General features: G+C 70.8%; 21 protein-coding genes. 2 read left to right on the forward strand and 19 right to left on the reverse strand.

Translation table 11 applies throughout. The features are described from left to right. Positions 1–9: 9 nt before the first annotated feature. The 9 genes from ASD23_RS01075 to ASD23_RS01115 all read right to left on the reverse strand — a co-directional run bounded on the left by ASD23_RS01075 (position 10) and on the right by ASD23_RS01115 (position 9,224). Positions 10–1,215 (reverse strand): ROK family transcriptional regulator, encoded by a 1,206-nt coding sequence (locus tag ASD23_RS01075; RefSeq protein WP_056005114.1) that lies wholly within the window; start codon positions 1,213–1,215, stop codon positions 10–12. 37 nt (positions 1,216–1,252) lie between these two features. Continuing rightward, entirely contained in the window at positions 1,253–1,972 is a 720-nt protein-coding gene (locus ASD23_RS01080) for a hypothetical protein (RefSeq protein WP_056005116.1), read from the reverse strand. Next, on the reverse strand, positions 1,969–3,519 hold the full coding sequence (locus ASD23_RS01085; protein WP_056005118.1) for a DUF3604 domain-containing protein: 1,551 nt from the start codon (positions 3,517–3,519) through the stop codon (positions 1,969–1,971). Before ASD23_RS01085 ends, ASD23_RS01080 begins: the two co-directional genes overlap by 4 nt. Next, the gene (locus ASD23_RS01090; protein WP_056005120.1) at positions 3,507–4,550 is read right to left on the reverse strand and encodes a Gfo/Idh/MocA family protein; all 1,044 of its coding nucleotides are present in this window, start codon (positions 4,548–4,550) and stop codon (positions 3,507–3,509) included. Before ASD23_RS01090 ends, ASD23_RS01085 begins: the two co-directional genes overlap by 13 nt. Then, on the reverse strand, positions 4,547–5,593 hold the full coding sequence (locus ASD23_RS01095) for a Gfo/Idh/MocA family protein (RefSeq protein ID WP_056005122.1): 1,047 nt from the start codon (positions 5,591–5,593) through the stop codon (positions 4,547–4,549). Before ASD23_RS01095 ends, ASD23_RS01090 begins: the two co-directional genes overlap by 4 nt. 25 nt (positions 5,594–5,618) lie before the next feature. Continuing rightward, positions 5,619–6,680: an ABC transporter substrate-binding protein gene (locus tag ASD23_RS01100; RefSeq protein ID WP_056005124.1), complete on the reverse strand. Its 1,062-nt coding sequence runs from the start codon at positions 6,678–6,680 to the stop codon at positions 5,619–5,621. A gap of 151 nt (positions 6,681–6,831) precedes the next feature. Further along, positions 6,832–7,635, reverse strand: coding sequence for an ABC transporter ATP-binding protein (locus ASD23_RS01105; RefSeq protein WP_056005130.1), 804 nt, complete (start codon positions 7,633–7,635; stop codon positions 6,832–6,834). After that, positions 7,622–8,449 carry an ABC transporter permease gene (locus tag ASD23_RS01110; protein WP_129231034.1) on the reverse strand — a complete coding sequence of 276 codons (828 nt, stop codon included), beginning with the start codon at positions 8,447–8,449 and terminating at the stop codon, positions 7,622–7,624. The genes ASD23_RS01105 and ASD23_RS01110 overlap by 14 nt, the downstream gene beginning before the upstream one ends. Further along, a complete protein-coding gene (locus ASD23_RS01115; protein WP_162248712.1) occupies positions 8,439–9,224 on the reverse strand; it encodes an ABC transporter permease in 786 nt (261 codons plus the stop codon). Before ASD23_RS01115 ends, ASD23_RS01110 begins: the two co-directional genes overlap by 11 nt. A gap of 224 nt (positions 9,225–9,448) precedes the next feature. Between ASD23_RS01115 and ASD23_RS01120 the strand changes: the two genes are divergently transcribed. After that, the gene (locus ASD23_RS01120) at positions 9,449–10,348 is read left to right on the forward strand and encodes an ROK family protein (protein WP_056005136.1); all 900 of its coding nucleotides are present in this window, start codon (positions 9,449–9,451) and stop codon (positions 10,346–10,348) included. On the opposite strand, the gene ASD23_RS01125 is transcribed toward ASD23_RS01120, so the two are convergent. After that, complete coding sequence (locus ASD23_RS01125) at positions 10,273–10,701, reverse strand: cupin domain-containing protein (RefSeq protein WP_082571080.1); 429 nt, start codon at positions 10,699–10,701, stop codon at positions 10,273–10,275. The genes ASD23_RS01120 and ASD23_RS01125 overlap by 76 nt on opposite strands. Positions 10,702–10,703: 2 nt before the next feature. Beyond that, on the reverse strand, positions 10,704–12,080 hold the full coding sequence (locus tag ASD23_RS01130) for an NAD(P)/FAD-dependent oxidoreductase (RefSeq protein WP_056005138.1): 1,377 nt from the start codon (positions 12,078–12,080) through the stop codon (positions 10,704–10,706). A 119-nt stretch (positions 12,081–12,199) separates the two neighbouring features. On the opposite strand from ASD23_RS01130, the gene ASD23_RS01135 reads away from it, so the two are divergent. After that, positions 12,200–12,808 (forward strand): hypothetical protein, encoded by a 609-nt coding sequence (locus ASD23_RS01135; RefSeq protein WP_056005141.1) that lies wholly within the window; start codon positions 12,200–12,202, stop codon positions 12,806–12,808. A gap of 15 nt (positions 12,809–12,823) precedes the next feature. On the opposite strand, the gene ASD23_RS01140 is transcribed toward ASD23_RS01135, so the two are convergent. From ASD23_RS01140 to ASD23_RS01175, 8 genes are read right to left on the reverse strand one after another with little or no spacing between them, the layout of a single operon-like run. Further along, positions 12,824–14,455 (reverse strand): ABC transporter ATP-binding protein, encoded by a 1,632-nt coding sequence (locus ASD23_RS01140; RefSeq protein WP_056007518.1) that lies wholly within the window; start codon positions 14,453–14,455, stop codon positions 12,824–12,826. A gap of 8 nt (positions 14,456–14,463) precedes the next feature. After that, on the reverse strand, positions 14,464–15,561 hold the full coding sequence (locus ASD23_RS01145) for a serine hydrolase domain-containing protein (RefSeq protein WP_056005144.1): 1,098 nt from the start codon (positions 15,559–15,561) through the stop codon (positions 14,464–14,466). Continuing rightward, positions 15,558–16,652 carry a mandelate racemase/muconate lactonizing enzyme family protein gene (locus tag ASD23_RS01150; RefSeq protein ID WP_056005146.1) on the reverse strand — a complete coding sequence of 365 codons (1,095 nt, stop codon included), beginning with the start codon at positions 16,650–16,652 and terminating at the stop codon, positions 15,558–15,560. Before ASD23_RS01150 ends, ASD23_RS01145 begins: the two co-directional genes overlap by 4 nt. After that, a complete protein-coding gene (locus tag ASD23_RS01155; protein WP_056005149.1) occupies positions 16,649–17,152 on the reverse strand; it encodes a GNAT family N-acetyltransferase in 504 nt (167 codons plus the stop codon). Before ASD23_RS01155 ends, ASD23_RS01150 begins: the two co-directional genes overlap by 4 nt. Before the next feature lie 3 nt (positions 17,153–17,155). Continuing rightward, positions 17,156–18,325 (reverse strand): anhydro-N-acetylmuramic acid kinase, encoded by a 1,170-nt coding sequence (locus tag ASD23_RS01160; protein ID WP_235507593.1) that lies wholly within the window; start codon positions 18,323–18,325, stop codon positions 17,156–17,158. Beyond that, positions 18,322–19,230, reverse strand: a complete 909-nt coding sequence (murQ, locus tag ASD23_RS01165) for an N-acetylmuramic acid 6-phosphate etherase (RefSeq protein ID WP_056005152.1) — start codon at positions 19,228–19,230, stop codon at positions 18,322–18,324. The genes ASD23_RS01160 and murQ overlap by 4 nt, the downstream gene beginning before the upstream one ends. Further along, the gene (locus ASD23_RS01170; protein ID WP_082571081.1) at positions 19,227–20,114 is read right to left on the reverse strand and encodes an ABC transporter permease; all 888 of its coding nucleotides are present in this window, start codon (positions 20,112–20,114) and stop codon (positions 19,227–19,229) included. The genes murQ and ASD23_RS01170 overlap by 4 nt, the downstream gene beginning before the upstream one ends. Then, entirely contained in the window at positions 20,111–21,082 is a 972-nt protein-coding gene (locus ASD23_RS01175; RefSeq protein WP_056005155.1) for an ABC transporter permease, read from the reverse strand. Before ASD23_RS01175 ends, ASD23_RS01170 begins: the two co-directional genes overlap by 4 nt. Positions 21,083–21,134 lie beyond the last annotated feature (52 nt).

The raw sequence follows: 21,134 nt of genomic DNA on the forward strand, positions 1-21,134 counted from the left end.
AATGCTCCGTCAGTCGGTGAGCGATGCCGTCTCGGCGGAGGCGTCGATCGCGAGCTCGGCGGCGCCGATGAGCTCGGGTTGGTCGAGGCGAGCCGCCGCGAGGGTGGGCTCGTAGGGGATGCGGCCCTTCAGCCTGCGGGCGATCGCCGGAACGAGCAGATCTGCTGCGGCGCGACCGAAGCCGCCGCCCAGCACCACGAGCTCGGGGTTGAGCAGCACGCTGGCGTTGCCGATCGCGAGCGAGAGATCGTCGACGACCTCGTCGAACACCGCGACCGCCTGCGCATCGCCGCTGCGGACGTGGTGGAGGAACTCTTCGGTGCCGTGCGGCTCGGGGTCGGTCGATGCGACGGCGTCGGAGGACCGCGAGAGGATGCCGGCGGCGCCGACCCTGGAGTCGAGGTCGCCGAAGCCCGGCCACGGGCTCGAGAGCGATGCCCGGCCGAGCAGGGTGTAGCCGAGCTCGCCTGCTGCGCCACCGGCGCCCCGGTACAGGTGCCCGTCGAGGATGAGCGCGGCACCGACTCCCGTTCCGATCGCGACCGTCAGCACGTCGCGGTGGCCCTGCGCTGCGCCGTGCCGGTGCTCGGCGAGGGCGACGAGGTTGACGTCGTTCTCGATCAGCACCGGCAGTTGCAGCCGCTCCTCGAGCAGGGCGACGAGCGGGAAGTCGAACCACTGCAGCGCGGGAGCGAATTCGACGCGGCCGCTGTGGCGACGCACCACGCCGGGAACGCCCACCGCCACCGCGTGCACCGGGGACTTCATCGCGGCCGCCTCGTCGACGAGTTCGGTGGCGAGTGCGGCGAGGGCGTCGAAGAAGGACTTCGCCGCCCGTCTCGTGTCCGCGGCGACGAGACGCTCTCGGGTGATCAGCACCTGTGCCTCGAGGTCGGTGACGGCTCCGGCGACCTTGCGCCCGCCGATGTCGATCGCGAGCACCGAGCGGGCAGCGGCATTGAACTCGACGAGTCGTGCCGGCCTGCCGCCGGTCGACTCCGCGACGCCGGTCTCGGAGAGCACGCCGTCGTCGACGAGTCGGTCGACCAGGCGGTTGGCGGTCGCCGTGCTCAGGCCGGTGCGACGTGCGAGCTCGGACCTGGACATCGGCCCCGACGCGCGCAGCACGTCGACCAGCACCGTGCTGTTCACGCGGGAGGCGGTGCGGTTCGATGCAGTTCGCGGCGCCGTGCGGCGTTCGCTCGAGTCGGGCATGTTTCTCATCTTGGCCGTTTCTCGTTCGGTTGGGCGCTCACAGCGCGGAGATGCCGCTGATGAGGGCGAAGACGCCGCCCGCGAGCGCGACGATGCGCGTCAGCAGGTTCGCGACCGACAGCCGGATGCGATGACGCACGGCTCCCCCGACCAGCGCACCGACGCCGACCGCGGTCGCCGCGACGACGAAGAGCGGCCACGGCACCGCCACCGGCCAGCCGTGTCCCAGCACCACGAACGGAACTGTGAGCAGCAGCACGACCTGCAGGTTGGGCACGAACGACTCGCCCCAGGACTTCGCCGCACCGTGGGCCGCAGCGGCCGGGCCGCCGAGGCCCGCGAGTGCGGCCGAGACCCCGGTCATCATCCCGGCCGCGACCGGCGAGCCGACCACGGTGAGCGCCGGCCCGGCCATCCGGACGCCGACGACGATCGTCGCCGCGACGACCAGGCCGCCCGCGACGATGTTCGATGCCGCTTCGCTGAGCGATCGAGCGAGGAGCAGGGCGGGGATCATCGTGACGAGGGTGACGGCGGAGAGTGCCACGATCGCCCTGGGCTGCAGCGAGCGCCAGGTCGCGGCAAGCGCGACGAGGCTCGACATCGCGCCGATCACGGCCACGAACGGAACCGCCTGCGTGCCGAGCACCGCGAGCGCCGCCGGAGTGGCGATGAGCGCGAACCCGAGTCCCGTGATCCGCTGCGCGGCCCCGGCGATGAAGATCGTCGCGATGAGTGCGAGCCATGCCGCCGTCACCTCGCTTCGCCGCGGCGCGCCCAGATCGGCGAGCTCCAGGCGTATTGCTCGTTGTGCTGACGGACCCGCACGTAGTACCAGTCCTCAGCGGCATCCGTGCCCTCGTCCTCGACGCTCCACTCGAGGTCGAGGGCCGACGACGGTTCGGCGCGCTCGAACACATACCCGCCGCTGATGAAGCCGCCGAGGAAGCCGACTCGGGGGCCGGCGAGCAGTTCGCCGACCGTGTGCACGACCTCGCGCCCGTTGATGCGAGCGCGCACGGTGGTGCGGTCGTCACCGGTCAGGTGCAACGCGATGCGCTGCGTGGCATCCGTCATCACGTTCGGGTTGCCGTTCGTGCGCGTGTTCAGTGCGACGCGTCGTTCGTCGAGCTGCTCCCACGACGAGAAAGCGTAGTGCTCGGGTTCGGCAGCACTGGGCGCGACGACGTCGTAGCCGTGCAGGCGCGGCTCGACCGCGTCGATCCTGCCGCCGTCGACCTCGATCTCGACGTCCCAGGCCGTGTCCACGCCGACCTCTCCCCACCCGAAGCCGAGGGAGACCACTCCGTGGAACCCGCCAGTTGTCTCGGCGCCCGGCGCCGGGCGTGTGCGTGCCACGACCTGGCCGTTGCGGACGAGTTCGACGTAGTCGATCGACGAGCCTCCGCGAACCGCGATGTCGAACCGGCGCACGCCGTCGGCCACGACATCGGATCCCATCGGTGCTCCGTCGAGCGAGACCGCCAGCATGATGCGGTCGCCCGTGACGCAGTACGTGCGGCGCTCCCGGATCGCCGACCAGATGCCCTCGCGCGTGAGTTCTTCGGCCCACACCATGGCGCGGCCGTACCCGTAGCTGCCCGGGTGGGCGCTGTGGTGGTCCGTCGAGCCGATGAAGCCGAACCGATGCCCGGCCGTCAGCCCGGCGTAGGCCATGCTGCCGACGTCGCGCGGCCCCATCGTGTGCAAGTACTGGCGCGGCGCGTGGTCGTCTTCACCGTTGCCGTGCATCGAGACCAGCTCGATGACCGGCGAGAGCTCTTCGGTGTACGTCGCCCAGTTGATGCCGCGAAAGCCCTTGAGGTAGCCGATGTGGTGCGGCAGCATCATGCCGGGAAGCCCCTGCCCGCCGAGGTTCCGCAACGACTGGCGGAGTTCTTCGAGGCTGCCCGAGCTCGCGGGCTCGAGCGGTCCGCGGCCGGCGCGGTAGTACACGCAGTGATCGCCGTAGGTCATCGAGTGCCACTCGAAGGAGAGGAACGAGACGAACCGGCCGTCTTCGTGCGCGGCCTCGGTGACGTCCTGCACGTGCTCCCAGCCGTCGCGCAGCCGGTCGAAGCCCTGCCTGTGGTAGTCGGCGACGTGCGCGGGGTCTTCGGGCATGTCGTGCCAGTTCGCATGGCCGGTGACCGTCGCGAAGTCGAGCTGCAGTTGCGCGTTGCGATACGCGTCCTCGATCGTGCCGTGGCCGTAGCTGATGCCGCAGTGGTTGTGCAGGTCGCCGGCGTACGCGGTGAGCCCGGCGTACCCGTCGAGCGAGGTGGTGGGTCTCAGGAGAGCCATGTCATCCTTCCGGTGCGTGCGGATTCGTAGGCGGCCTCGACGAGACGCAGGGCGGCCTCCGCATCGTCGAGGCCGGCGGCCGGGTCGCGGCCCTCGGCGAGGGCGTCGAGCAGGTCGGTGATGCCGAGGCCGTGGAAGCCGCCGGAGGAGAACACCGGCACGACGCCGAGGTCCTCCCATTCGCGTGCAGCTGCGGCATCCGCGCTGCGGCGCGCGACCCGTCGCAGCAGTGACTCGCCGCTGAGGCCTCGCGAGGCCATGTCGACGCCGCCGAGGTCGATGGTTGCGTCGCGGCCGTGCACTTCGATGCTGCCTGAGGCCCCGGCCATCGACCACGACGTCGTGATCGAGACGATCGGGCCGCGGCGGTACTGCACCGTGATCACGGCGGTGTCCTCCACCGCGAGGCCCGTCGCAGATGAGACGTGGGCGGTGATCGCATCCGGCTCGCCGAGCAGCCAGCGGCAGAAGTCGAGGGTGTGGATGCCCTCGTCGAGCAGCGCGCCGGCGCCCGCAGCGACCGGGTCGGTGAACCACGACGACCGGAACCCGTCGTCCCAGGCCTGCCAGTGACCGTGCCGGATCCGGACGGAGGCGATCGGGCCGAGCTCGCCCGCGGCGACCAGCCGTCGCACGGCGAGACTCGCCGGATCGAGCCGCTTCGGCAGGTTCTGGGCGAAGACGACGCCGGATGCCTCGACGGCCTGCCGTACGGCGGCGAACGACGCGAGATCGGCGGTCGGCGGCTTCTCGAGCAGCAGGTGGCAGCCGGCCTCAGCGGCCGCGACCGCGTCGTCGCGATGGTCGCTCGTCACCGAGGCGATGGCGACGACGTCGGCGTCCGCGAGGAGCGCCTCCCGCGAGTCCCAGGCCGTGGTGCCGGCCCCGGCGGCGAAGCGGGCACGGAGCACGGCGTCGCGATCCCAGACGCCGACGAGTTCGGCGTGAGGGTGCGCGGCGACCGCGGCGACCCAGTCGGTGGCGTGATAGTGGCTCAACCCGATGAAGGCCACCCGTTGCGTCTTCGTCATATCGTGCCCCGCTCCTCGCCGGGAAGTTCGATGGTGCGCTGTTCGCGCGCGGCCTGGCCGACGATCTCGGCGACGTGGAGTCCCCGCACCGCGTCACGCGCGGTGCCGTCATCTGCGCCTCGCCGCACCGAATCGATCCAGGCCCGATGGTGCCGGAATCCGAGGACCGGTTCGCGGTCGAGTTCGAGGGCCTGCCACTCGCCGCTGCGCCAATGGATGCCGATCGGCGATGACGGGGTGCGAAGCACGGCGGATGCCTCGGTGCCGTGTACCTCCATGGCGAACCGTTCGGTGCCGCCCGCCTCAGCCCAGCACTGCTCGTGCGAGACGAGCACGCCGTTCGCGAGGCGGTAGTGGGCGAGCGCGTGGTCGGGCACCGAGCTCTGGATGACCTCGCCGTCGCGCATCGTGCGCAGCGGCATCCGGGTCGCAGTCATGGCCTGCACCGAGGTGATGCGGCCGAGCAGGTGCTCCACGAGGTCGATGCCGTGAACTCCGAGTTGCCCTACGACGCCCGCCATCGGGCCGTTCCCCTGGTAGAACCAGCCGCCCCAGTCGGGCCCCGGCGTGGCGTTGCGGATCCTCGCGCTCATGATCTCGCCGAGCGCGCCGCTGCGGAGCACCGCCTCGAGCGCGACCGTCGCGTCGAGGTGCCGGTGCATGAAGCTCGCCGAGATGAGGTGCGGAGGCGAATCGGCGACGAGCGCTGCGGCATCCGCCAGCGACGCGGCCAGTGGCTTCTGCACCATCACCGCGATGCCCTCGGCGATGAGTGCGCGAGCGAGGTCGGCGTGCGTGTCGTCGGGCGTCGCGATGATCGCGACGTCGACGAGACCGCGGAGATCGCGCCAGTCCGTCAGCGCGTGCGGAGCGCCGTAGCGGGCCGCCGCGGAGACGGCCCGCTCTGGCCTGGTGGCGACGATCGCCTCGACCGGCGCATCCTCGAGCGCCGCGAGGGCGTCGAGGTGGTACGCGCTGATGAGCCCGGCACCGACGACGCCGACGCGACTGGGGAGAGGCGCGTCGCCGGTACCGGGAGTCATCTCGTGTCTCGCTTTCCGGGCCGGGTCAGCGACCGTCGGCGAACAGGAGCGCGTTGGCCATGGCCGAATCGTTCAGCCAGATCGGCTCGGTGACGTCCGTCGCGGTGCCGTTGCGCACCAGCATCTCCTGGTAGGCATTGACGCTGTCAGCGGCGTCGCCCGACTCGAAGATGTCGATGCCGCCCGGCAGGTCGACCCACTCGTAGAGGTCGATGGTGCGCTTCAGGTCCTCCTCCGTCTGCGTAACGCCCGTCTCCTCGTAGAAGCCCTGCGCGAGTTCGAGCGCCTGCTCGGGGTCGGAGGCGAACAACGCATTCGCGCGGAAGACCGCCTCGGTGAAGCGCGCGACGGCGTCGGGGTGCTCCTCGAGGAACTCCTTGCGCACGACCATCGTCGGATAGGCCGCGACGTCGAGCTTGCTCGTGTCGCAGATGTTCTCGTAGCCGTCGGCCTCGAGCTGGAACGCGAAGGGCGGGTACGCCGAGGCGGCGACGCCGTTGCCCGACTGCATCGCGGCGACGAGGTCGACCGGTGCGAGGTTCACCGCATCGATGTCGCTGATCGACAGGCCGAACTGGTCGAGGCAGCCCTCGAAGAACAGCTGGTCGGTCGAGCCCTGCGTGAAGAGCACCGGTTGACCTGCGAGCTTGTCGTCGGCGTTCTTCGCGGTGATGCCCGAGTCGCTCTTCACGTAGACGCCGTGCGCATGCGGTTCGTTGCCGAAGAAGCCGATGGTCTGGAGCTCCCAGGCGCGGCCGGCGTTGATTGCCGGCAGCTCGCCGGTGAAGGCGATGTCCCAGTCTCCGCGAAGGCCCGCCTCGACCTGCGGGGCCCCGTTCGGGTACAGCTCGGCGAGCTCGACGTTCACCTCGTTCTCATCGAAGTAGCCGAGTTCCTGGGCAGCCCACCACTGGGAGAGCGCGAAGACCGGCTGCGCCCCGACGCGGATGGTGACGTCGTCGACGGCACCCGCCGAAGCCGAGGGGTCGGGGGCGGGGGCGGCCGAAGGGGCGCAACCGGAGAGCGCGACGGTTGCAGCGGCGGCGATGCTCGCGCCGACGAGCGCGATGCGGGGAATGCGACGCATGAGTGTTTCCTTCCGTGTGAGTGGTGCAGGGGGCCATCCGGTGGGGATGGGGTGTGCTGTGGTGCTCGGTGCTGTCGTGCTGTGTTTGCTGTGTTTGCTGTGTTTGCTGTGTTTGCTGTTGCTGTGTTGCGGCTTGTGGGTCGGCGGTCGGTCAGGCTGGCCTGGGGCTCGAGATCTCCTCGCGGACCGAAGACCAGATGCGCTCACGCCAGTAGGCGAAGCGCTCGCTCGTGTAGGCGTCGTCGACGGGACCGCCGCGCCAGGCCTCACGGCCCTCGATCTCGACGTCCTCCTTGATCCGGCCGGGGCGCGCGGTCATCACGAGTACGCGATCGGACATGAAGACGGCCTCTTCGACGGCGTGCGTGATCATCAGGACCGTCAGCTGCTGCTCGCGGCAGATCCTGGAGATGTCCTCCTGCAGGATGATCCGGGTCTGGGCGTCGAGGGCGCCGAACGGCTCGTCCATGAGGAGCACGTCGGGTCGCATGGCCAGCGAGCGGGCGATCGCCACGCGCTGCTTCATGCCGCCCGAGAGCTGGCTCGGGTAGTGCTCCTCGAAGCCCGAGAGGCCGACCATGCCGAGGTACTGCTCGACGCGGGAGGCGCGCTCGGTCTTGCTGAGCCCGGCGACGCGGAGGCCGAAGTCGACGTTCTTGGCGACGGTCATCGCGGGATAGAGGGCGAAGCTCTGGAACACCATGCCGCGGTCGCGGCCCGGGCCGGTGACCTGCTTGCCGTCGACCGAGATCGTGCCCGACGTCGGGCTCTCGAGGCCCGCGACGATGTGCAGCAGTGTGCTCTTGCCGCAGCCCGAGGGGCCGACGAGGGTGACGAACCCGCCGCGCGGCACGTCGAACGAGACGGGGAGCAGCGCCTGGAGCGAGCCCGTGCGGGTGCTGAAGACCTTCGTGAGCTCGCTGATGCGGAGCTTCGGTGCGTCAGTGTCGGTCATCGGTGTTCCTCCAGCGCAGCAATGGGCGAGTGATGAGAATCAGGACCGTGTCGGCGATGAGGCCGATCACGGCGATGGTCAGCATGCCGACCACGATCAGGTCGGGTTGGAAGTCCTGCTGTCCGCGGATGATGAGGAACCCCAGGCCGGAGTCGGCGCTGACGAGCTCGGCGGCGATGACGGCCATGAGGCCGTTGCCGAGCGCCACGCGGAGTCCGCTGATGAGCTGCGGCAGCTCGGTCGGCACCACGACCTGCACGAGTTGGCGGGTCGCCCCGGCACCGGAGGTGCGCGCGGCCCAGACGATCTGGGAATCGATGCCGCGGGCGCCGTGGTACGCGTTGATCACCATCGGCGGGAACGCCGCGATGAACACGAGAGTCACCTCGGTCACCAGGCCCGTTCCCATCCAGAGGATGGCGAGCGGGATCCAGGCGAGCGGCGGGATGGATCGCAGTGCGTTGAACAGCGGGCTGACGACCGCGTCGGCGACCCGGAACCAGCCCATGATCAAGCCGAGCGGAACGCCGATGACGACCGCCATCAGGATGCCGAGGCCCCACCTGGTGAGCGACATGCCCAGATGCCCGAAGAGCGTCTGGCCGGCGTACGGCTCGACGACGAGCCGGCCCGCCGTCGAGACGACCTCCGTCAGCGGAGGAAGCGTGCGTGCCGGGATGAGGCCGAGCAGGTCGCCGAACACGAACCAGGCGGCGAGCAGGGCGACGATGGCGACGGCGCCGCGGGTGAGGGCGGTCGGCACGGTGCGCTTGTGCGCGGTGACCTCGGCCATGGCGATGGTGTCAGTGCTCACGGGATGCTCCGTCCCAGACGAGGACGCGTCGGAACGCGAACTTCAACAGGAAGGTCATCAGGATGCCGAGCAACCCGATGAGGATCATGCCGACCATGATGATGTCGGCTTGGAACGCTGAGCGGGCGATCTGCATCATGTAGCCGATGCCGGCCTGGGCCGCGAGCAGCTCAGCGGCCACGAGCGTCATCCAGGCGCCGGTGAGTGCGAGGTTCGTGCCGATCAGGATGCGCGGGAGCGCCGTCGGCACCACGACTCCGCGCAGCGTCGTCATGCGGGACGCGCCGGCCACGCGAGCTGCACCGATGAGGGCAGGGTCGACGCCGCGCACGGCCTCGTACGCGTTGATCACGCACGGGGCGAACGCCGCCATGACCACGACGAAGATGCGGGCGCCCGGCGTGATGCCGAACCACAGCAGCGCGAACGGCGTCCACGCGATCGGCGGGATCGGCCGGATCAGGTTGAACAGCGGCTCCAGGTACTCGCGCATGCGGCGGTTCCATCCGAAGAGCACGCCGAGCGGAACGCCGACGAGCACTGCGATGATCCATCCGGCCACCACGACCTGGAGGCTCGCCCAGAGGTGGGCCATCAGTGTCGAACCTTGGTACGGATTGCCCAGCATCCAGATGAACCGGCTCCAGACCGTGACGGGCGAGGGAAGCATGACCGAGGGGGCGAGCTTCCAGACGTCGCTTGCGAGGTACCACAACAGCACCGCGAGCACGACGGACGCCACCGAGACTGCCCCGAGTCGCATTCTCCTGCTCACCCGTCGCACCTCCATCCTTGTGATCGTTTGTTCTTCTCAGGTTGAGATGAAGGCAATACTGCATCGGCGGAAATCAAATGTCAACACTCGAATGACATTCGACCCCAACCCGCCGCCCGGTGGCCCTCGCAGGCCATACACGGCACGAGTTCGCGACATTTGTCGGGTCGGCGGGATTTCCAGTCTGACTTCATTCTTTTTTCTCTATTTGATATAAAGACCTCATGACGTTCTCTCCCATCGGAGCCACGACTCCGAGATTCGTCGGTATCGACATCGGCGGCACGAAGGTTCGCGCCATCGTCGCGGATGCCGAATGCCGCCGACTCGCCGACGCGACCGAGCCGACCTCCCAGGATGTCCTGGCGCAGGTTCGGCGTCTCGTCGTCGAGCTCGGGGAGGGCGCCGCAGCGGCCGTCGGCATCGGCGTTCCGGGCACCGTGGATCCGCTGAGCGGGATCGTCAGCAAGGTACCGAACGTCGCCGCGCTCGACGGCCTCCCCCTCGCCAGGCAGCTGGCGCTGGAATTCGGCATCCCCGTCGCGGTCGAGAACGACCTCATCGCGGCGGCCCTCGCGGAACTGCAGGTCGGCGGGCACGGCGACAGCATGGTCGCCGTCATCGCCGCCGGCACCGGCATCGGGCTCGGCCTCGTCTACCGCGGCGAACTCGTGCGCGGTGCGCGCGGCGCGGCCGGCGAGATCGCCGACATCCCACTCGACGGCGGAGGAGTGCTCGAGGACCGACTGTCGATCCGGGGTCTCATCGCCGGATATCGTCGCGCAGGCGGCCCCGTCGACCACGGCGTGCCCGAGATCCTCGCGCGCGCGGAACGCCACGACCCTGCGGCGTTCGCTGCGGTCGACGAGTACGCCCGGATGCTCGCGTTCGCCGTGCGGACGGTGGTCGCGGTCGTCGACCCGGCGCGCGTCGTCCTCACCGGCGGTCTGGGCAGCAGCGATCTCGTAGTCGGCAGGCTTCGCCTGCATCTCGACGAGTCGATGAGTCGTCGCGTCACTGCCAGCGAACTCGGCGCCGACTCACCCGCTCATGGCGCGATGCTGCTCGCGCTCAACGCCGTCTCGTCGCCCGTCCCGGTGGCGACGTCGTCGACGATCACGTAGAGCTTGCGCACGGTCTCGTGCACGACCCACACACCGCGCCATCCGCTCGGCATGACGAGCGTGTCGCCGGCCTCGAGGGTGACGGGCTCCTCGCCGTCGACCTCGATGGAGACGCGACCCGAGAGGAGCTGGCAGATCGCGGTGTAGCCGTCGCGCGTGGCGGTGAAACGACCCGGCGTGCACTCCCAGTAGCCGACGTCGAGGCCGTCGCGGCCCCAGAGCGAGTCGGATGCCTCGAGCACGCCGTCGGTCACGGCGGTGGCCTTCGGCGAACGGTCGCCGAGGTCGCGGTCGAGCGGGCGGAGCCCGGCGACGGTCGCGGCGGGATGCTGCTGCCGGGGAGGCTGGCCCATGGTCAGCGCCCTGCGACGAGGTCGGCGAGGTGGGCGATCGGCGAGGTGGTCGCGCGGCCGCGCAGCTCGGAGCGGTCGGCCGCGTGGTACGCCCCGTAGATGGCCTGCACCGCGAGCCAGCGGAGCGGCTCGATCTCCCACTTGCGGGCACGGTGCCCGACCCACGGCAGGCGGGTGAGCCCGGTGTCACGGCCGAGCACGAGGTCGCGCAAGGTGCGGCCGGCGAGGTTCGTCGCGGTCACGCCGGTGCCGACGTAGCCGCCCGCCCAGCCGAGGCCGGTGGCGCGGTCGTGGCCGACGGTGGCCGCCCAGTCGCGGGGAACGCCGAGCACTCCCGACCAGGCGTGGTCGATCGCGGCATCCGCTGCCATGGGGAAGAAGCGAGCCAGCAGCGCGCCGAGACTCTCGATCGTGGCCTGCTGGGTGCGGCCGTCCTGATCGACGCGCGAGCCGTAGCGGTACGGCACGCCGCGGCCGCCGAACGCGATGCGGTCGTCGACGGTGCGCTGCGCGTACATGTAGACGTGGGCCATGTCGCCGAGCACCTCGCGGCCGTTCCAGCCGATCTCGTCCCACACGGATGCCGCGAGCGGCTCGGTCACGATGAGCGACGAGTTCATCGGCAACCACGTGCGGTGCTCGCCCCGCAGGTCGGGCGTGAAGCCCTCGGTGGCACGCAGGATGTGGGCGGCGCGCACGGTGCCATGGTCGGTGCGAGCCTCGCCGGGACGGATCTCGGTGACCGTGGTGCCCTCGTAGATCGTCACGCCGAGGCGCTCGACCGCCGCGGCGAGGCCGAGGGCGAGCTTGGCGGGGTGGATGCGCGCACAGTGCGGATGCCAGGCGGCACCGAGCATGCCGGCGACGTTGACGCGAGCGGTCGCCTCCTTCGTGTCGAGCAGCTGCACGTCGGTCGCCGGCCAGGACTGCTCGGCCGCGACATACGACTTCAGGCGGGCGAACTGGGCCGGCGTGTACGCGACCTCGAGCTCGCCGCCCTTGTGCAGGTCGGCGTCGATCGCCTCGGCGCCGGCGACGGCGATGACCTCGTCGACGGTCTCGTTGAGCGCCACCTGTTGTGCGATCGCGGCCTCGCGCCCGTGCGTCTTCACGTACTGCTCGCGTCCGCCGGTGACGGAGTTGGTGAGCCATCCGCCGTTGCGGCCCGAAGCGCCGTACCCGGCGAAGCGCCGCTCGAGCACGGCCACGCGCAGGTCGGGCTGGTCGCGCTTCAGGTAGTACGCCGCCCAGAGGCCGGTGTAGCCGGCGCCGACGATCGCGACGTCGACGTCGACGTCGAGGTCGCCGGGCAGCGCCGGACGAGGCGTCGGCAGGCCGACCTGCTGCAGCCAGAACGAGACGCCGCCGTTCGCGGTCATGGGTTCCTCTCCGGTGAGATCGATGAAGTATCGGCGTGTTTTACAACAATGTTTTGAAACGTACCCGCGGTGGTGGCAGGCTGTCAACAGAGAGCTGTCAGGAGAGAGAGGGGGTCACCGTGCCGATCGACGTCGACGCCGATGCACGCCTCGCCGACATCGCCCGTGCGACGGTCGAGGTCGCCCGCGAGCGCGGCACCCGCGCCGTGACGCTGCGCGCCGTCGCCGATCGCCTCGGCCGCTCGACGGCGTACATCACCAACTTCGTGCCCTCGCGCGCGCACCTCATGGCCAATGCCCTCGACCACGCCCGCACGCAGTGGGACGCCGAACGCCGTGAGCACCTCGGCGAGCTCGTCGGCGTCGAGCGGCTCGCCGCGCTCGCCCGGTGGATGTGCACGTCCGACCCCGAGGAGAACGTGCTGCGCAGCCTCTGGATCGAGGTCATCGCCGACGTGCACGGCGCGAACGAGCGCGCCTACCGCGTCGTGCGAGGCGTGACGGATGCCACGTACGAGAAGTTCCTCGACGGCGCCGAGCACGTCGAGCACGACGGGGCATCCGTCGACCGCGAGACGGCCGCGCACATCGCCGACATCCTCTACCTCTACTGCCGCGGCTACGAGGTCAAGGCCGTCGAGGACCCGGCGTCGTGGACGGATGCACGTGTGCAGGCCTCGCTCGAGGTGCTGCTGCGCACGCTCGTGTTCGGGCGCCCGCCGATCTAGCCGACGCCCGATGACTCACGACGCCAGGGTCGCCCCGGGGATCGCCGCGAGGAGTTCGCGGGTGTACGGGTCCTGCGGGTCGTCGAAGATCTGCTCGGGAGTGCCGCTCTCGACGATGCGGCCGCGCTGCATCACGTGCACCTCGTCGGAGATCATGCGCACGACCGCGAGGTCGTGGCTGATGAAGAGGTAGCTGAGGCCGAGGCGGGCCTGGAGACCGGCGAGCAGTTCGAGGATCTGCGCCTGCACGAGCACGTCGAGCGCAGAGACGGCCTCGTCGAGCACCACGAGCTCGGGCTCGAGGGCGAGGGCACGGGCGATCGCGACGCGCTGGCGCTGGCCGCCCGAGAGCTCGTGCGGGAGGCGCGAGGACATCGCCGTCGGCAGGGCGACCTGCTCGAGCAGCTGCGCGACCCGCGTGCGGCGGCTCGCGGCGTTGCCGATGCGGTGCACCTTGAGCGGCTCGGCGATCGACTCCTCGACCGTGTACCGCGGGTCGAGCGAGGCGTACGGGTTCTGGAAGACGGGCTGCACGCGGCGCCGGAACGCGAAGAGCTCGCGGCGCTTGAGAGCCGTCAGGTCGGTGCCGTCGAAGGCGATGCGGCCCGAGGTGATCTGCTCGAGCCCGAGCACGAGGTTCGCCGTCGTGGACTTGCCCGACCCCGACTCCCCCACGATCGAGACCGTCTTGCCGCGCGGGATCGTGAAGCTCACGCCGTCGACGGCGGTGAACGTCGTCGGTTCCCCCGCCTTGGGCGACCGGAGGTGGAACTCCTTGCGGAGGTCGCTGACCTCCACGAGCGGACGGGTGTCGGCCTCGCCGCCGCGGATCGGCAGGGGCTCCCGGCGCGAGGCGAGGCTCGGCGCGGCAGCGAGGAGCTGCTTCGTGTAGTGGTGCTGCGGATTCTCGAGCACCTCCTGCGACGTGCCGGTCTCGACGATGCGGCCGCGGAACATCACGACGATGCGGTCGGCGCGCTCGGCGGCGAGCGCGAGGTCGTGCGTGATGAGGAAGACCGCGGTGCCCATCTCGCCGGTGAGCTGGTCGAGCTGGTCGAGGATGCGGCGCTGCACCGTGACGTCGAGGGCCGACGTCGGCTCGTCGGCGATCAGCAGTCGCGGCTGGCACGCGAGACCCATGGCGATGAGGGCGCGCTGGCGCATGCCGCCCGAGAACTCGTGCGGATACTGCCGCGAGCGCTGCTCGGGGTCGGGGATGCCGACGAGCTCGAGCAGTTCGACCACGCGGGCCCGCACGGCGTCGCCGGTGCCGTACCCGTGCACCTCGAGCGCCTCGCCGATCTGCTCGCCGACCCGCATGAGCGGGTTGAGGTTCGACATCGGGTCCTGCGGCACGAGGCCGATGCCCGCGCCGCGGAGCTTCACGAGCTCGTTCTCGCCGAGCTCCGTGATCTCCCGGCCCTCGAAGCGGATGCTGCCCGCGGTGATGACGCCGTTCTCCGGCAGCAGCCGGTTGATCGCGGCGGCCGTGGTCGACTTGCCCGAGCCCGACTCGCCCACGATCGCGACGGTCTCGCCGGCCGCGACGTCGATCGAGACGTCGTCGACGGCGGTGACGAGCTCCCCGCCCGAGCGGAAGGCGATCGAGAGGCCCCTGATGCGGAGCACCGGTTCGTTCGTGGTCATGGTCGCGTTCACTCCTGTGTGCTGAGGGCCGAGGCGAGCGCGTCGAGCACGCGCCGCCAGAGGATGTCGGTGGGTGCCGGCTCGGCCGCGAGCAGGCGGTTGCTCGCGAAGGCCACGGCGATGCCGCGCCCGGGCACGAAGCCCACGGCGCAGCCGGTGAATCCGGGGTGCCAGAGCAGCGGCATCCGCTCGCCCTGCACGATGAGTTCGCGACGCCGCCAGCCGAGCGCCTGCTCGGCGTCGGGTCCGGCGGCGATGACATCGGCCGTGATGTCGGGGTTCCAGAGCTCGGGCCGTTCATCGGCGCGGCTGAGCGCGGCGGCGACCTCGAGCACGTCGTCGACGGACCCGAAGAGCCCGGCATGCCCCGCGACACCGCCGAAGGCATGGAAGCAGTTGCCGTCGTTGGCCTCGCCGTTGACGGGCGCGGTGCGCCAGGCGAAGCCCGGATCGCTCCATGCGACGGGGTACGGATGCCCCGTGGCGACCATGCGGCGTTCGGCCTCGTCTCCGCGGGAACTCGTCGCGGCCTCGCCCTCGACGGGCCCGTAGCCGAGTGAGCTGAGGCCGAGCGGGCGCACGACGAGCTCGCGCACGGCCAGGTCGAGCGGCTGTCCGACCGCGGCCTCGACGACCCGGCCGAGGTGCATGAACCCGAGGTCGGAGTAGTGCCGCTCGCTGCGCGCGGCGTACCGGAGCGGCAGCGCGTCGATCGTGGCGAGCGGGTCGTCGCCAGGGGCGAGGTAGAGCGGCTGCCACTCCCAGAGCCCGGCGCGGTGCTGCAGGAGGTCGCGGATGCTCGTCTCGGCATCGCCCCCGTAGCTCGGCACGAACCTCGTGACGAGGTCGTCGAACCCGAGCTCGCCCATCGAGGCGAGACGGTGCAGCGCGGTAGTCGTGCCGACGACCTTGCTCACCGAAGCGAGGTCGTGCAGCGTGCCGCGACGCATCGCTGCGGCGACGGGCCGCTCGGGCGCGGCGAGGCCCGCCGCGGCGACGTGTCGTGCACCGTCGACGTCGATGCCGATCACGCAGCCGGCGGGTGCCCCGGCGATAGGCGCGACGATCGCCTCGGCAGCGGCGAGGAGGATCTCGTGGGCGCTCATGCGGCCACCTGCCTTGCGAGCCCGAGGATCCCGAGACCAGCAGCATCCGCGAGCACGGCTCGATCGCCCGCATACTCGAGCCCGCCGTCGACAGGGGACGTACGCAGCCACAGCCCGGCGTCGAGGTCGTGCACCGCTCCCGGGCGGATCGCGGCGGCGAGCGATGCGGCGGAGGCGACGCCCACGGCGCTCTCCATCATGCAGCCGACGAGCACCTCGACCCCCGCGGCCCGAGCCTCGTTGGCGAGGCGCAACGCCTCGGCGGGTCCGCCGGTCTTGGCGAGCTTGATGTTGACGAGGCCCGCGGCGCGGCGGCGCACGATCCGGCGCAGGTCGAGGCTCGTCCAGACCGACTCGTCGGCGAGGATCGGGGTGTCGACGGCGGCCGTCACCTCGGCGAGGCCGTCGAGGTCTCCGGCGGCCACGGGCTGCTCGACGAGTTCGAGGCCCACGCCCGCGTCCTCGGCCTCGCGGATGACCCGGATCGCGGCGCCGGGCGTCCACGCCTGGTTCGCATCGACGCGCAGCACGACCGCGGGTCCGAGTTCGTCGCGCAGCGCCACGAGTGCCGGCACGACCGCCTCGTCAGCCGCCGCCTTGACCTTGATGCAGCCGAACCCGTCGTCGACGTGCGCACGGGCGCGTTCCACGATTCCGTCGACGGAGCCCGCCGAGAGCGTCATGTCGGTGCGCACGTGCGCGATGCCCTGCTCGGCGCCGAAGAGGTCGGCGACGCGGCATCCGGCGGTCTGCGCAGCCAGGTCGGTCAGCGCGCACTCCACGGCGCTCCTCGCGGAGCTGTTGCCGACGACCGCTGCGGCGATGGCGGCCGCCCACCGCTCGTGCTCGACGATCGGGACGCCGAGCACGGCCTCGGCGATCGGCCCCGCGACGGCCGCCCGCACGCTCTCGGGGCTCTCCCCGGTCACGCGCCAGCTCGTGGGCGCCTCGCCCCATCCGCTGCGCCCGTCGCCGTCGACGGCCTCGACGAGCATCACGTCGATCTCGTCTGCGCGGCGGATCGCCGTGACGAAGGGGCGCACGAGGGGGCTCTGCACCCGGTGCACCCTGAGTTCGGCGAGCCTGCTCATGCGGGATCCCATCCACCACGGCGGAGCCGCAGCTCCGGCTCGCCGAACTCGGCTTGCGTGCGCGTTCCACCGTCTGGCAGCCATCCACGGCCCCGGTAGAACGCGATCGACGGCGCGTTCGCCGCGAAGACCCAGAGCGCCACGGAATCCGCGCCGCCGGCGCTGAGGGACTCGAACGCGGCATCGAGCAGGCGCGTGCCGAGGCCGAGACCCCTGGCGTCGGGCGAGACGTAGAGCGAATGCACCGCACCGGCGTCGCCCTCATGCCCTGGCGCGAAACGGGCGACGCCCTGCACGAGACCGTCGTGCTCGGCGACGAGCACCGTGCCCTCGGGCGAGGCGAGCACCCGGCGCCAGAGCGCCTGCGCACGGTCATCCGTCATCGCCTCGATCGCGGCGGCCGGCAGCACGCCGACGTAGCTCTCGCGCCAGCAGGCGAGGAAGACGGCGACGATCGCGTCGCGGTCGTCGCTCGTCGCGGGGCGAAGCGTCACGGCCATGGTTCAGCGACCCTCCTCGAGCACGAGCGACCGGAGGCCGTCGACCGGCTTCGGCAGCACGAGCGGGCCGTCACCCGGGGTGATGGTGCCGAGGATGCGGGGGGCACGGGCCCCGGTGCCGCCGGGAACGGTGGCAGGAATGCCGTGCAGGGTGCACCAGCCGATGAGGGCGAAGGCGATGGCCTCCTTGCTGTCGGCCGGGGCTCCGAGCTCGTCGGCGAGCACCACCTCGACGCCGGGAAGCGCCGCGCGCAGCCCGTCGAGGATCAGCGGATTGCGGCATCCGCCGCCCGAGACCGCCAGGAAGCCGATGCCGGCCGCACGCACGTCGCGGGCGACCGACTGCACCGTGAGCTCGGTGAGGGTGCGCACGAGGTCGGCGACCGCGAGCGAGCGGCCGAGCCGCGCCTCGGCGTCGCGCACGTAGGCGAGGTGGAAGTGCTCCTTGCCCGTGCTCTTCGGCGCGGTCAGCGCGTAGTACGGGTCGGCGAGGAGCAGTGCGAGCAGTTCGTCGTCGACGGTGCCGCCCGATGCGATTCGGGCGTCGTCGTCGTAACCGAGCTCGTTCAGCGCCTCGTCGACGACGACCGCGTCGACGAGCGCGTTCGCCGGACCGATGTCGTAGGCGACGAGCGAGCCCTCGCCGACGACGGTCATGTTGGAGATGCCGCCGAGGTTCAGCGCGGCCGAGACACCTGAGCGCCCGCGGAGCAGCAGCTCGTCGAGGAAGGAGACGAGCGGTGCGCCGTGACCGCCGGCGACGATGTCGCGAATGCGCACGTCGGAGACGACGGGCACGCCGAGCCGTTCGGCGATCCACGCGGGCTGGCCGATCTGCAGCGTGCCGAGCGCGTGCGCGCCGTCGACCCAGTGGTAGACGGTCTGCCCGTGAGAGGTGACCGCGTCGACCCCGCCGACCGCATCGCGAGCGGCGCGGGCCGCATCGGCGAACGCCTGGCCGATGAGCGTGTCGAGCTCGCAGATCTCGGCGAGCGTCGTCCGCGCCGGCGGCAGGGCGGCGATCAGCCGCTCGCGCAGGGCGGGCGCGTACGACGTCGTGGCGTCGTGGAGCACACGCCCCGAGAGCACGCCGTCTCGCTCGGAGAACTCGACGACGGCGACGTCGATGCCGTCGTGCGAGGTGCCGGAGATCATGCCGAGAACACGCATCATGCACCTTCCATCGCGGGCCGGAGCCGGCCGCCTGCTGCAGCCAGGCGCGCCTCGGCCTCTGACTGCGAGAGCCCGCGGGCGAGCACGAGCACCGAGGTCTTCACGTCATAGTCGTTGCCGTCGAGGGTGGCGGCCGCCCGCTCGCGCGGCACCCCGGCGATCTCGGCCACCATCCGCACCGCGCGGTCACGGAGCTTGTGGTTCGTGGGCTTCAGGTCGACCATGAAGCTGCCGTAGGTCTTGCCCTGGCGCACCATCACGATCGTCGAGAACATGTTGAGCACGAGCTTCTGCGCCGTGCCCGCCTTGAGCCGCGTCGAGCCCGTGAGCACCTCGGGGCCGACGGCCACCTCGATCGGGAACGCGGCGGCGGCGCTCAGCGCCGTGTCGACGTTGCACGAGAGGCCCACCGTGAGGGCGCCGAGCTCGCGAGCCCGTTCGACGGCCGCGATCACGTACGGCGTGCGACCGCTCGACGCGATGCCGATGACCGTGTCGAGCGGGCCGATCCTCGCCTCGTCGATCGCGGCGGCACCGGCGTCGGCGTCGTCTTCAGCGCCCTCCGTCGGGGTGACGATCGCCGACGCGCCGCCCGCCATGATCGCGAAGACCAGCTCGGGCGGCGTGCTGAACGTCGGCGGGCACTCCGAGGCGTCGACCACGGCGATGCGACCGGGGGTGCCGGCGCCCACGTAGACGAGTCGCCCGCCACGCGACATCCGCTCGCTCGCCGCCTCGATCGCCGGAACGATCTGCGGGAGGGCGCGTTCGACCGCGCCGGGGACCGTGGCGTCGGCCTCGTTCATGGCCGCGGCGATCTCCGCCACGCTCATGCGGTCGAGCTCGGCGTAGCGCGGGTTGCTCGCCTCGGTGGCGAGATCCGCCAGGTCGTCGTCGAGCGTCATTTCTTTCCTCTGTTTCTGGGGTCGAGTGCGTCGCGGAGACCGTCACCGAGCAGGTTCAGTCCCACGACGAGGAGGACGACGACCGCGCCGGGCGCGATCATGGTCCACGGCGCGATGCCGATGAGGGTGCGCGCCTCGAAGATCATGGAGCCGAGCGACGGGGCCGGCGGCGGTGTGCCGAGGCCGAGGAAGCTCAGCGAGGCCTCGGTCAGCACGGCCCACGAGAGCGAGAGCGTGACCTGCACGATGATGATCGACGTGATGTTGGGCAGCACGTGCCGGAACATCACCATCGAGCGGCTCTGCCCCGTGCTCGTCGCGGCCTTCACGTACTCGATCTCGCGGAGCGAGAGCACCGGCCCGCGGGTCACGCGGATGAAGATCGGCACGTAGACGATCGCGATGGCCACGGCGATCGTGAACCAGTTGCGATCGAAGACCGACGCGAGCGACAGGGCGAGGAGCAGCGGCGGGAACGCGAACAGCACGTTCGTGACGCCCGAGATCACGCCGTCGGAGACGCCGCGGTAGAACCCGGCGACGAGTCCGCAGAACGTGCCCACGAGGGTGGCGAACGCCACCGCGACGAGCGAGATGAGGGCCGAGTTGGCGACACCCGCCGCAACGCGCGAGAACACGTCCCGGCCGAACTGGTCGGTGCCGAACCAGTGCTCGGCCGACGGCGGCTGCAGCCGGGCCGGCGGATCCTGCGCGATCGGGTCGTACGGCAGCAGGCCGAACGCCGAGAGCAGGCTGAGCACGCCCAGCAGGACGACGATGATGAGGCCGACGAGGCCGCTCCGGCTGCGGAGGAGCAGGCGCACCCGCTCCATCGTCCGTCCGCCGCCCGGAGCGAGGGTCGCGGTCTGAGTGATGTCGGTCATGCGGCACGCACCCTCGGGTCGATCATGCGGTAGAGCACATCGGTCAGCAGGTTCACGATCACGAACGAGAGCGCGATGATCAGCACGGTGCTCTGCACGAGCGCGTACTCCTTCTGCTGGATGCCGAGCAGCACCTGGCGGCCGATGCCCGGCAGCGAGAAGATCTGCTCGACCACGACGGCGCCGCCGAGCAGGTAGCCGAACTGCAGGCCGGTCATCGTGACGATGGGTACGAGCGCGTTGCCGAGCACGTGCTTGGCCTGGAGCCGGCGGGGCGGAACGCCCTTCGCCTTCGCCGTGCGGATGAAGTCGTTCGAGCGGATCTCGAGCACGGCCGTGCGCGTCGTGCGCATGATGGGGGCCGCGATGCCGAAGCCGAGCACGATCGACGGCAGGAGCATCTGCTGCAGGTTCAGCCACGGGTCGTCGACGAGGTAGGCGTAGCCCTCGCCGTTGGGGTTGAACCCGAAGCTCGAGGCGAGCACCGCGAGGAGGGTCGTCGCGAGCAGGAAGGCGGGGATCGAGAGCCCCGCGAGACCGACGACCTGACCGAAGGCATCACGGGGAGAGTCGGGCCTCGACGCCGACAGCATTCCGAGCGGGATGCCGATGAGGAGCGCGAGCACGATCGAGAAGATCGCGAGCTCGATGGTCACGGGAAGCGACTGCGCCGTCAGCTCGAGCACGCTCTGCTGCGCGCGGGCCGAGAAGCCGAGGTTGCCGGTGAAGATGTTGCCGAGCCAGCTGAAGAATTGCACGATGAGCGGCTGGTCGAGACCGTAGTACGCCTCGAGCTGCTGCTGTTGCGCGGGTGTGAGGGCCGCGGCCTCGGTGCCGAGGCCGGCCGTGATCTGGTTGCCGGGGATCGCCCGCAACATGATGAAGACGAACACCGCGACGCCGAGCAGCGTCGCCAGTGCGGCGAGGATGCGCCGGAGCACCGGGTTCCTGAAGAGTCGTCGAAGCATGGTCTTCCGTGGGTTGGGCCGAACGGCGCGACGCGAGTGTGGGGACGCCGCG

This window comes from Agromyces sp. Root1464, assembly GCF_001427265.1.
Classification (GTDB): domain Bacteria; phylum Actinomycetota; class Actinomycetes; order Actinomycetales; family Microbacteriaceae; genus Agromyces; species Agromyces fucosus.

Bases quoted from the DNA above. Each gene is read 5' to 3' on its own strand.
- ASD23_RS01075 (WP_056005114.1), bottom strand. From the start codon at position 1,215: ATGCCCGACTCGAGCGAACGCCGCACGGCGCCGCGAACTGCATCGAAC.
- ASD23_RS01085 (WP_056005118.1), bottom strand. From the start codon at position 3,519: ATGGCTCTCCTGAGACCCACCACCTCGCTCGACGGGTACGCCGGGCTC.
- ASD23_RS01090 (WP_056005120.1), bottom strand. From the start codon at position 4,550: ATGACGAAGACGCAACGGGTGGCCTTCATCGGGTTGAGCCACTATCAC.
- ASD23_RS01095 (WP_056005122.1), bottom strand. From the start codon at position 5,593: ATGACTCCCGGTACCGGCGACGCGCCTCTCCCCAGTCGCGTCGGCGTC.
- ASD23_RS01100 (WP_056005124.1), bottom strand. From the start codon at position 6,680: ATGCGTCGCATTCCCCGCATCGCGCTCGTCGGCGCGAGCATCGCCGCC.
- ASD23_RS01105 (WP_056005130.1), bottom strand. From the start codon at position 7,635: ATGACCGACACTGACGCACCGAAGCTCCGCATCAGCGAGCTCACGAAG.
- ASD23_RS01120 (WP_056005136.1), top strand. From the start codon at position 9,449: ATGACGTTCTCTCCCATCGGAGCCACGACTCCGAGATTCGTCGGTATC.
- ASD23_RS01125 (WP_082571080.1), bottom strand. From the start codon at position 10,701: ATGGGCCAGCCTCCCCGGCAGCAGCATCCCGCCGCGACCGTCGCCGGG.
- ASD23_RS01130 (WP_056005138.1), bottom strand. From the start codon at position 12,080: ATGACCGCGAACGGCGGCGTCTCGTTCTGGCTGCAGCAGGTCGGCCTG.
- ASD23_RS01140 (WP_056007518.1), bottom strand. From the start codon at position 14,455: ATGACCACGAACGAACCGGTGCTCCGCATCAGGGGCCTCTCGATCGCC.
- ASD23_RS01145 (WP_056005144.1), bottom strand. From the start codon at position 15,561: ATGAGCGCCCACGAGATCCTCCTCGCCGCTGCCGAGGCGATCGTCGCG.
- ASD23_RS01150 (WP_056005146.1), bottom strand. From the start codon at position 16,652: ATGAGCAGGCTCGCCGAACTCAGGGTGCACCGGGTGCAGAGCCCCCTC.
- ASD23_RS01155 (WP_056005149.1), bottom strand. From the start codon at position 17,152: ATGGCCGTGACGCTTCGCCCCGCGACGAGCGACGACCGCGACGCGATC.
- ASD23_RS01160 (WP_235507593.1), bottom strand. From the start codon at position 18,325: ATGATGCGTGTTCTCGGCATGATCTCCGGCACCTCGCACGACGGCATC.
- murQ (WP_056005152.1), bottom strand. From the start codon at position 19,230: ATGACGCTCGACGACGACCTGGCGGATCTCGCCACCGAGGCGAGCAAC.
- ASD23_RS01170 (WP_082571081.1), bottom strand. From the start codon at position 20,114: ATGACCGACATCACTCAGACCGCGACCCTCGCTCCGGGCGGCGGACGG.
- ASD23_RS01175 (WP_056005155.1), bottom strand. From the start codon at position 21,082: ATGCTTCGACGACTCTTCAGGAACCCGGTGCTCCGGCGCATCCTCGCC.